Here is a 10,391-nt window from a genome sequence, read left to right as displayed (position 1 = left end):
CCGTCGACGATGAGGGGCCAGATGGAGGCGGTCATCGTGTCGGCGCCGAAGCGGAGGGCGAACTGGCGTCCGTGGATGTAGGAGGCGTAGGCCGCTCCGAGCGCGACCAAGGCAGTACAGCCGCATTGAATCCAGAGGGAGAGGTCTCGGCGGACGCTGTTCATGACGCGGCTCCACCGCGGTCTCGGCGGAGCCGGTTAATCCTCAAGGTGGCGGAAAGTCGCAGCTCAGAGGGCTGAGAGGACGCGTGGTTCCTGTCTGTACCTCGTCAGGGGTACGCGCAAAAAGCGTCGATCGATCGGATCGGCGCTTTTGCTATTTTCGGAGCCGACAAGGTGCCGGTGATTCTGTTCCTTGCTTCGCGGGATCCGGTAGCGCCTTCGGTGGCTTTCGCGCTGTCAGCGCTCGACGGGTTCGGGGCGGTTGAGCTCGTTCGCGAGCCCTTCGACGGGCTTGGTGAGGTATGGGTCGCGTTCGATCCACCGTTTTCCTTCGGCGGCGATGCCTTCCAGGATGTGCAGGGTGTGGGTGAACCCGGTGACGTCGAGGTTCATCTGTGCGACGACGTCCGGGCTTTCATCGGGGGCGGTCTGGTCGCTGGTGGGGTCGGTGATGTGGATGCCGCGGGGTTCGCCGTTCATGAGGGTGAGTTCGAGGTCGCAGCTGAGGTCGGTCGGTGTGGCTACGTAGACCGAGGAGACGGCGTCGAAGCGGAAGTTGTTGCGTTCGATGTCGGTGAGGGTCATGTGCTCGAAGTCGATCGAGGTGCCCAGCTCACGCACGCCGTCGAGGGTGATGAGGAAGAGGCGGATGTCGTACTTCGCGTATCGTCGCGGGCCACCGCGGACTCGCGCGTGTTTGCTGTCCTTGACCGGGGTCTGAAGGACTGCGTGGGTGAGCACGTCACGCCAAGCGAGGCGGTAGTGGTGCAGTGCCCGTTCGACGACGATCGTCTTGTCGGCGGTCAGCCAGGTCTCCATCTCGGTTTCCGATGGCCGGATCGCGTCCAGTTTGTCCTTCCAACGCTGGTACTCGTCCTGACGTGCCTTATGCACCCGCTGGTGTTCGAGCTGGTCTTCCGCGGCTCGCCGGCGTTCGCCGATGAGGTCAGACCAGCCGCGGAGTGCGTACGCCGCTCCGAGGAGCATGACAAGAGTCGCGGCCACGGTGGCCAGGAGTTCGGTTTCGAGCGCCGCCGAGACGGTGTAGGAGGCGAGGCCGAGAAAGGCCATTGTGGACAGTGTGCAGAGGATCTTGGTGGAGACGGCGACCTGGTACCTTTCGCGGTACTCGAACAGCTCACCCTTGTGCCACTTGTCGCGCACATCCCGCGCGAGAAAGCGGACGAGCCACTTGACCCGGCCGGCGGGGACCCGGCTTTCGCGGTAGAGATCGACGATCTCGTTGCGTAACCACGATCGGATACCGGCGGTTGTCCTCATCCAGTGCGTGCGATCCATGCCCCTGGGTGGGTACCGGTTGAAGTAGTACTCGAATTGCTGGGTCACGCTGGCGGCGAAGCCCTGGTCCGTGGTTTCCGTGGTCCCGCTCCGGCCCGCGTATCGCCGTTCGTGCTCGGCGAGGCGCTCACTGAGATAGCGCCACTGGAATCCGCTCCGGATCGCGAAACTCGCTGCGGCGATCGCGAGCAGATACGCCACTATCGGCAGCGGTAGTGCGGTCAAGAAGACCGCTTTGGCCAGGTAGGCGGCGCCGAGGACAGCCGCTACTGTGGCGAATCCGGCTCGGACGCGAAAGCGCGTCGTGCTCGTGGCGGGTGTCGGCTGTCGGGTCCGCGGGCCGATCGGGGATGGCTCGAAGTAGGCCCAGACGCGGTTCTGCCGGTCGTGGCTTGTGCGGGTTTCTTTCGCGTGCCGACGGATATCGGCCCAGAACCGGTCTTTCAGGCCGCCAGTGAGTATTAGGTCCAGGTGGTGGATAACCTGCCCGCGTTGCGGTGCCGGCAAGCCGGCCAGCTGCGTGAGCGCGTGCTCGGGATCTTTGTCGGTGCCGATGAGGTAGTCGAGCAGATCGTGTACTGCCGAGAGCGAGCGCGTCCACTCGTCGCCTGGGAGGTCGTCGCACCAGTGCACTTCGGATGCCAGGCGCTGTCGCTCGTCCGGGTCAAGGTCTCGGTAGGAGCGTTTGCTGAGCATCGCGAGTACCCAGTGGAACCGGACTTCGGCGTTGTCGTATCCGTGGGCGCGTGCTTCGTCGATGAGTGCGCGAGCGCGGGTCGGGACGCCGTCCCGCAGATACGCGATGCCGACCTTGTACTTTTCCTCGGGTGGAGCGTCGGGTAGGACTTGATAGACCGTCGAGTTGTGGATTTCGCCGGCCTGCATGCCGACCGTCGATCCGGTTTCAGCTGTGAACGTGGATTGATTCGGTGGGATCACAAGAGCCCCTTCGCCGCCGCCACGAGTGCGGCGATTTTCGCCGCGGGGCCGACGAGTTCCGCGATCAGCCCACCGAGCCGCTTGAGTGCCAGCACGAAGGTCTTCCTGCCCTCCGGCGTGTCGGACGCGATCGCCTTGTCCGCGATGTCGAGTTCACCGCGGGCGGCTTCGTAGGTGTCGTCGTCGAGCTGTCCGCGCGAGTGCTCCCGTTCGAGATCGCGGCGTAGGCGTGACAACTCGGTCGCGAAATCCGGGGCGCCCTCGAAACGGGAGGAGACGTTCTGCACGACGGTGCTTCCGGAGATGGTCCCGGCCTGCATCCCGACCGTGCCGGTCCCACTGATGTGGACAGTACGCGGCCCGTCCGAGGCGTTCGAGTTCCGCATGGTGACGTGTTCCCCTTCTTTGAGTAGCTCGGTGGCGAGGTGGGTCGCGAACGTCGCGGCGTTCGCGGCGGCCCGTGGTTGCCAGTTCCGGTCTGCGGCGGAGTTCTTCGTTCCGTCGGCCTGGTCACTGATGCCGCGCACGATTGCGACGTGGGCGCCGTTGAGGTGACCGGCCTGCGCGACGCCTGCGGCTTCCATCTCGATCGCGAGCGCGTCGTTGAAGTGGTCGCGAATCCATCGCGCCTCGGCGGAAATGGTCGAGTTCTGCACGATCTCACCGGCGGCGATGAGGCCGAAATGGGCGTTCGTGCCGTCGGGGAGGTCTCGCGTCCAGTCGTCGATGCGTGCGACGTGCTGCGCGATCTGGGCCACTTCGTGCGAGGTTTCCCAGGTCCTGGGGCGGGCTTTGAGGCCGTCGTCCTCGCTGGTTCCGCCGTGGTAGGCGTAGACGTGAGTCGCGAAGACGACGTCGCCGAGCGGGGTGCCCCACAGGGCACCGGCGACACCGACGAACATCAGTGCGGTCGGGGAGAAGTGCGAGATGGCGCGTTCGGCCAGTACCGCGGCCGAGTGGTTGCCCTTGCCGGTGAGGCCGAGCGCGACGCGGCACGATGTACCGCGAACGGTGCCGACCTCGAAACGGGTACCGCGATCGTGCCGGTCCGGTTGCAAGTTTTCGAGCCGGTTCCGGACCGCCTCGTACTCGGGATTCAAGGCGGTCAGCATCACCACCAGGTCGTCGGTCATGGGTTCCCCTCTCGTGTCGTCGCCGTGGTGGGTCGTACCAGCGGCGGGTGAAGTGTCGTGCGATCACCGGCCTTGAACAGCCGGGCGGGACGGCCTTTGCCGGTGCGGCGTTCGGCGCCGGCGGGCACGATGAAGCCGGTGACGGCCTGAACCTTCCGGTAGAAGTTCCGCAGATCGAGCGGGCAGCCCCACACGGCCTCGTATACCTGCTGCAGTTCGTTGATGGTGAAAGTCTTCTGGCAGAAAGCCGTTGCCAGCGCCGAGTGTTCGAGCTTCGACCGCGCTCGCTCCAGGCCGTCACCGAGGATCTCGTCGTGGTCGAACGCCAGCCGAACCCGCCCGCGCAGGATGTCCGGCACCGGCGTCCACGCCGCGTGTGCGGCGTCAGTGCCTGCCAGTGGTTCCGGGAGACCGGGAGCGATGGCCAAGTAGGCCACCGAGATCACACGTCCGCGGGGATCTCGGTCCGGTGTTCCGTAGGCACCCAGTTGCTCTAAATGCAGTTGCGACGCATCGAGATTCGCCTCCTCCCGTAGCTCGCGATGGGCTGCGGCGAGTACGTCCTCCCGGTCGTTGTCCAAGAAGCCGCCCGGCAGCGCCCATGAACCCTGGAAAGGTTCGATGCCCCGTTCGACGAGCAACACGTGGAGTGCCGACTCGCGCAGGGTGAAGATCACCAGGTCCACGGCCAGCAGCACCGGCGGGGGAGTCCAGTCGTCATCCGGCATGTCCCTGACCGTACTTACTGTCAGATAGACAGTAAATATGGCGTTCGGGTGGTCTGTGATCGGGAGCGTGTCGAAGGGCTCTTGTGACAGTGGCGTTCGTGTCCGCCGGTTTTGTTCTCCTCAAACGCCGCCGCGCCGTATGTTGCTCATTCCGCACTGGTTGCGGGTGCTGAAGCGATGTTCGCGCAGAGTTACTGCGGAATGCCGAGGATGAATGCCGACCGCGCTGGCCGTCGGCTCGAGTCGTCGCGCGAGGACTTCCAGAGCTCAACGGTCGCGGGGGCAGGAGGTCATCGAGGATGAGCGGTCAGATGGAGCGGCCATTGTCTCGGCGCCGAACCGGAGTGTGAACTGACGTCAGTGAAAGCGGGGAGGTAGGCAGCGCCGAGGGCAACCGAGGCCGGTGCAGCAGTACTGGACTTAGGGAGCCAGGTCCCGGTGGGCGGGCTGGATCATGCCGCATCCTCACCGCGGCGTCGTCGGAAGCGGTTGAACGTCAGAGTGGTGGAAGGTCGCAGAGCAGAGGCTTGCAAGCGCGAATGGTTGCAAGTTCATGCCTCGACGGCCGGGCCGCTCACGACGGGACCAGCCCCGCTCGCGCGGGGAAGACTTACCGGAGGTGAACTGTCACGTCCGCGAGTTGGGACTGGTCCCGCCTGCGCGGGGACGATGTCACAACACAGGCCGGAGACGTCGTCGCCTGCGGACCAGCCCCGCCTGCGCGGGGACGACGAAGGCAAGCGGACGACTGCGGATGCTGCGGCGGGACCAGCCCCGCCTGCGAGGGGACGACCCACCAGGCCGATGCGCTCACCGAGGGCCCGCGGGACCAGCCCCGCCTGCGCGGGGACGACCATGAGTTCCTGCACGCCGCTGCCGGTGACGATGGGACCAGCCCCGCCTGCGCGGGGACAACCTGAGCCGCGGCGAGGACGGCGGAGCCACTGCGGACCAGCCCCGCCTGCGCGGGGACGACATGACCGACCAGCTACGAGCCAAGATCGCCGAGGGACCAGCCCCGCCTGCGCGGGGACGACCCGCCGGGACGCTCGAGCATCCCGCGCGTCCACGGACCAGCCCCGCCTGCGCGGGGACGACGCGTGCTGCGCGGTGAACGTGGTGCTGTGGGGCGGACCAGCCCCGCCTGCGCGGGGACGACACTTGCTGACCTGGTGCTTTGAAGATCATAGTGGTGGACTTCGTTTGGTTTGGCTGCCACGCCCAGGCCTTCCGTGAGCGGTGGAGATCCGTTTCAAGGTATCGATCCGATTAACCTTGCTTCCGTAGGGTCTGTGTGCGGTCGCTGGTTCTGAGGTGTCGTCGCTTGGGGTATCGGCGGTGTTTCATCTGGGGAGTCTGGTTCGTGTTCTGGCGGAGCCGTGTGTGATAGGGCTCCTTGTTTCCGCCATTTTCTGAGGATGCGGCGGCCGTAGTTGTGGGTGCCGGCGATCCGGTCGAGGTCGGCGCCGGTGGGTATGCGTCCTTCGGCTTGTTCGGCGAGGTAGTAGGCCCACATGCGTTCTTCAGCGGTTTGCTCGACGGCTGGCACCTGCTTGCCTGCCGGGGCCGGTTGACCAACTGCGGAGTCGCTAGGTGGATCCAGCCGTTCGTCACCATGACTTTCACGGAGGTGGGCTGTCTCAGCCCTGTGTCGCTTGAGTGCTCGGTTGAGCAGTTCGACGGCTAACAGGAGGGCTAGGGGAGGGCAGGCGGCGACGGTCACGCCGAAGATGCTCAGGTCTGGTGTGGAGCCGATGTTGGCGCAGAGTGAGAGTGAGATTCCGAAGATGAACGCCAGCCACGCGGTCCAGCGGCCTCGTGTTCGGTCAGCGTCGGCGGGTTTCCAGAGTTCGACGGTGGCGATCATGAGGAGGCCGTCGACGATGAGTGGCCAGATGGAGGCGGTGGTGTGGTCGGCGCCGAAGTGGAGGGCGAAGTCTCGTCCGTGGCGGTAGGAGGCATAGGCGGCGCCGAGGGCGACCAGGGCGGTGCAGCCGCACTGCACTGCCAGAGCCGGTTCGCGCCACGGTCGGGATGATGTTGCTCCGTTCGTGGTGGTCATAGCGGTCACCGGGCCTTGCGGCGGTGCCGCTCGATCACGGTCGTAGCTGAGATCCGCAGTTCACGAGGGGCTTGATCCCGTGTAGATGCTGTTCGAGCCGCGCCGGGGGCACTCGCAGGATGCACATTGGGCTTGGCCTGGGCATTGGTGTTGCGACGCGGCGTCGCTGATGGCGGATATCAAGTCCCGGTCTCCGGGGAGCGTGGCCGTGATGGTCGCTTGGTCGGTCTTGTAGTGGACTTTGATCGTGAGTTGTGTCAGGTCTAGCAGGCGGTGAAGCAGGTCGGCTGGGGCGTGGCGCAGGTTGGCCTTCAGGAAGGGCAAGGCGTCCAGCAGGTTCGCTTGGTCCAGGTTCGATGGGCCTGGGGCGTCCGCGCCGTCAGTGATTCGGCTTAGCGCGTCGAGGAGTGTTTTACGCTCGTTGAAGACCTCGTTGTAGCGCTGTCTGAGGCCTTGGGTGAAGGGATCGTGTGTCTGCTCGCCAGAAGCATGAAGCAGGCGGCGGGTGCGAGAAGAAGTGCGTTGAGGAGTAGTCCGGCCACGCCTGGTGTCGAGTGTGGAGTCCCGTGGACCAGGTCCTCGGAGTTCCCTGACAGGCAGGGATGAAACTTGCCTCGCCGGGACTCTGCGCCGGGTGTGAGGCTGAGCGCGAGTACGCAGGTGAGTAGCAAGAGTGTCGTCAGCAGGTATTTCCGATGCCATCCGGTAAGGGCGGCCAGCTTCGGGGCCAGTGGCACACTGATCAGGGCGCCGACGACCAGCAGGGCCGGTGTCCAGAGTGACACCGGCATGCTGGTGCCGAAGAGCGTCACAGCAACTCCTCTTGCCCTGAAAGTGCTATCGCCTGTCAGGCAGATGGCCGCTTGGAAAGAAAAAAGTAGGCGTAGCGTTCGTCGAGTTCGTTCCGGGGAACGAGGTGGACGGCGTGCGGAGTGAGGCCGCAATGTTCGGCGAGCTGCCAGAACCTCTCGATCGGGTAGGTCGTCATGTGCGCGAGTCCGCGGCGGTAGGAACGACGGCGTGGTCTGGTGTGCCAGGTTCCGGTGTCGTATTTGATCTGGATCAGCGCCAGGCCGCCGGGGGCGAGCAGGTCCCGGGCGATGTGCAGGAGTCGTTCACCGTATTCGGGGCTGGGGATCAGTTCGAAGACGTAGAAGGACAGGAAGACGTCGCATAGTCCGTCGATCTGCCCGAGGGCTGCTTCGGGGTCCGGGACGCTGATGGGGACCGGTGTGAAGGGGGTGTCGCAGACGTTCGCGATCTGCTTGCCGCACTCGGTGAGGGACTCGGGGGAGATGTCGACGCCGATGAATTCCTTGGCGTGGACGGCGAAGGCCGCGGCGTTGGCGCCACCGCCGCATCCCCATTCGACGATCCGATTCCAGGGGCGGGCGAACCCGGCCATGCGGGCTCCGGATTCGAACAGGGCGAGGTGTTCCCGGCCGATCCGGTCCCACAGATCGTTGTCGTGGAACGCCGGCGAGTCGCGCCAGTGGGAGTTGGCCGACCAGCGGTCTCCGGACGGGCGTTGCCAGTAGTCCTGCGCGTCCGCGGAGATGCTCGAGTCCGGCTGGTGGAATCCCGCCGTGGCCAGTGCGCGCTGCAGGTGGTCTTCGACGGTGATGGCGAAGCGTTTGCTGCGGGAGAGTGCGTCGGGAAGGCGTCTTCTGACGGCGTCGACGAGGCTGGTCCTGTCGGACATGCGTGCCCTTTCGCTGGTTCGTGCCCAGAACGGGGACCGGTTCAGGCCCGGAGAAGTCCGGGTGAGGTCAACCGGTCGGCGATCCCAGGATTCCGCGAGGCGCGGTGAATTCCGCCGCGCTCAAGCCAGCGCGGCGAGTGATTCGTGAACGTCAGCGCAGGGCGGGTGGCCCGCGGCGTGGTCGAGAACGGCGCAGCAGAATCTCGGTCGCGACGTCTTGCCTGGCCGTCTGGGGGAGCGGTGACCACAACGGGGGATGGGACGCCGTGGTCGTCGACGGCAGCCAGCCAAGGGTTCGCCACACGAGACCGCGGACGGCGAGCAGTGCGGTGTCGGCGCGCGTCAGCAGCAGCCCGAGGAGCACGACGGCCACCGCGTGTATTTCGAGCACGGGCAGCGGGTCGAGCGCGGCGAAGGACGCGTCGAGGTGCCGGTGCGTGAGATGTGTCGGGAGAAGGAGGACGGCGTGCAGGATGAGCTGGGTGGCGGCCAGCGCGCCGATGGCGGCGAGGGATCCGCGGTAGCGGTCGGCGATGGCGGTACCTGCCCAGCCGATGAGCCCGCCGATCGCCACGGTCATCCCGACGTCGGGTAGCACGCCGCCGCCCAGGACGTGAGCCGCGATGCCGAGAGACGCGGACACGGCGGCCAGCATGACGCTTCGGGCGGCGCGAACCGCGCTCGGTGTCCCCTCCGTGTCTCGCGTCACGCACGCAAGCCTAGAGGCTGCGCGACTTGATCGGTTCCTCCGAAGGTGACTCGTTCCCGGAAACCCCGTCGTCGAGGTGGTCCGCGTGGAACAGGGCTTGCTTGAGTAGTCGCCCCACGTGATCGTTCGCGGCCGAGTAGTAGACGAAGGTGCCTTCGCGGCGGCCCTTGACCAGCCCGGCCAGCCGGAGCTTGGCCAGGTGCTGGCTGACCGCGGTCGGGGCGGCACCGGCGAGTTCGGCGAGGCAGGCGACCGACGACTCGCCTTGCAGCAGTGCCCACAGGACCTTGATCCGCGTCGGATCGGCCAGCATCCGGAAGGACTCTGCGGCCAGGTGTACTTGCTCGTCGTTGGGCATCTCGAAATCCGGCAGCGACGTGTGCATGGCGACAGCATACCCACCTACCCACGTACTTGCGTATCTGCGTGAGTGCGCATATAAGATGCTTTCGTGACTGCGGAACTGCGAGCACCCGAGAACGCGACCCACACCCCGGCCAGTGGCGTTCGGGACGGGAAGCGGCGGGCGGGGATCTGGGTGGTGCCGGAGGTGCGGTGGGCGGCCGCGGCGACGGCACTGTTCGCACTGGGTTCGGTGGTGCAGGTCGCCGAGGGCCCGTCGTGGTTGTGGTGGGCGCTGTATCTGGCCTGCTATGTGACCGGAGGATGGGAACCGGGGTGGGCCGGGCTGCGGGCCCTGTGGGAGCGAAAGCTCGACGTCGACCTGCTGATGGTGCTCGCGGCGATCGGCGCGGCCGCGATCGGCCAGGTCTTCGACGGCGGTCTCCTCATCGTCCTCTTCGCCCTTTCCGGTGCGCTGGAAGCACTCGCGACCAAACGCACCGAGGACTCCGTAAGGGGGCTGCTCGACCTGGCTCCTGAGCAGGTCACCCGCCTCACCGCATCCGGTGAGGAAACCGTTCTCGCGTCGGCCGTGCGCGTGGGTGACTTGATCGTGGTCCGCCCTGGCGAGCGGATCGGCGGTGACGGCGAGGTCGTCGCCGGTGCCGGTGAGGTCGACCAGGCCACCATCACCGGCGAACCGTTGCCGGTCGACAAGACCGTCGGCGACGAGGTGTTCGCCGGCACGCTCAACGGCACCGGCATGCTGCGGGTGCGGATCACCAGGCCCGCGCAGGACACGGTGATCGCGCGGATCGTCGCGATGGTCGCCGAGGCCAGTGTCACGAAAGCCCGCACGCAGTTGTTCATCGAGAAGATCGAGCAGCGCTACTCGATCGGCATGGTCGCGGCCACGGTGGCGCTGTTCGTCATCCCGTTGCTGTCCGGGGCCGCCTTCGAGTCCACCCTGTTGCGGGCCATGACCTACATGATCGTCGCGTCACCGTGCGCCGTGGTCCTGGCCACGATGCCCCCGCTGCTGTCGGTGATCGCGAACGCCGGGAAACACGGTGTGCTGGTCAATCCGCGGTGGTCCTCGAACAACTCGGCACCGCCACCCAGGTGGCCTTCGACAAGACCGGCACACTCGCCGAAGGCGATCCGCGCGTCGCCGAGATCCGTACCTTGCCCGGCGTCGGCTTCACCGGAGAGGACCTGCTCGCACTGGCCGCCGCGGCGGAGTACGCCTCTGAACACCCCTAGGCACGCGCCGTCGTGGCCGCGGCTCGGGACGCCGGGATAGCTCCACGTCCGGC

General features: G+C 66.3%; 9 protein-coding genes. 1 reads left to right on the top strand and 8 read right to left on the bottom strand.

All coding sequences use genetic code 11. The features are described 5' to 3' along the window. The 8 genes from AC0685_RS38350 to AC0685_RS38315 all read right to left on the bottom strand — a co-directional run. The coding region (locus AC0685_RS38350) for a DUF2637 domain-containing protein (protein WP_478229982.1) at positions 1-164 on the bottom strand (164 nt) is incomplete at its 3' end. A gap of 234 nt (positions 165-398) precedes the next feature. Then, complete coding sequence (locus tag AC0685_RS38345; RefSeq protein WP_478229977.1) at positions 399-2,345, bottom strand: hypothetical protein; 1,947 nt, start codon at positions 2,343-2,345, stop codon at positions 399-401. A gap of 50 nt (positions 2,346-2,395) precedes the next feature. Beyond that, entirely contained in the window at positions 2,396-3,532 is a 1,137-nt protein-coding gene (locus AC0685_RS38340; RefSeq protein ID WP_478229976.1) for a 5'-methylthioadenosine/S-adenosylhomocysteine nucleosidase family protein, read from the bottom strand. After that, positions 3,529-4,260 carry an NUDIX hydrolase gene (locus tag AC0685_RS38335; RefSeq protein ID WP_478229975.1) on the bottom strand — a complete coding sequence of 244 codons (732 nt, stop codon included), beginning with the start codon at positions 4,258-4,260 and terminating at the stop codon, positions 3,529-3,531. Before AC0685_RS38335 ends, AC0685_RS38340 begins: the two co-directional genes overlap by 4 nt. 1,252 nt (positions 4,261-5,512) lie before the next feature. Beyond that, positions 5,513-6,322 (bottom strand): DUF2637 domain-containing protein, encoded by an 810-nt coding sequence (locus AC0685_RS38330; RefSeq protein WP_478229974.1) that lies wholly within the window; start codon positions 6,320-6,322, stop codon positions 5,513-5,515. Between the two features lie 847 nt (positions 6,323-7,169). After that, positions 7,170-8,024 (bottom strand): methyltransferase domain-containing protein, encoded by an 855-nt coding sequence (locus tag AC0685_RS38325; protein WP_478229973.1) that lies wholly within the window; start codon positions 8,022-8,024, stop codon positions 7,170-7,172. Between the two features lie 151 nt (positions 8,025-8,175). Then, positions 8,176-8,733 carry a hypothetical protein gene (locus AC0685_RS38320; protein WP_478229972.1) on the bottom strand — a complete coding sequence of 186 codons (558 nt, stop codon included), beginning with the start codon at positions 8,731-8,733 and terminating at the stop codon, positions 8,176-8,178. Between the two features lie 10 nt (positions 8,734-8,743). Further along, entirely contained in the window at positions 8,744-9,118 is a 375-nt protein-coding gene (locus AC0685_RS38315) for an ArsR/SmtB family transcription factor (RefSeq protein WP_478229971.1), read from the bottom strand. Positions 9,119-9,184: 66 nt separating this feature from the next. Between AC0685_RS38315 and AC0685_RS38310 the strand changes: the two genes are divergently transcribed. Further along, positions 9,185-10,378: an HAD-IC family P-type ATPase gene (locus tag AC0685_RS38310; RefSeq protein ID WP_478229970.1), complete on the top strand. Its 1,194-nt coding sequence runs from the start codon at positions 9,185-9,187 to the stop codon at positions 10,376-10,378. The last annotated feature ends 13 nt before the right edge of the window (positions 10,379-10,391 follow it).

The sequence above is a fragment of the Amycolatopsis sp. NPDC043889 genome (genome assembly GCF_056435645.1).
The sequence above is the reverse complement of the archived record's forward strand: the minus strand, read 5'-3'. Positions and strand labels throughout refer to the sequence as shown.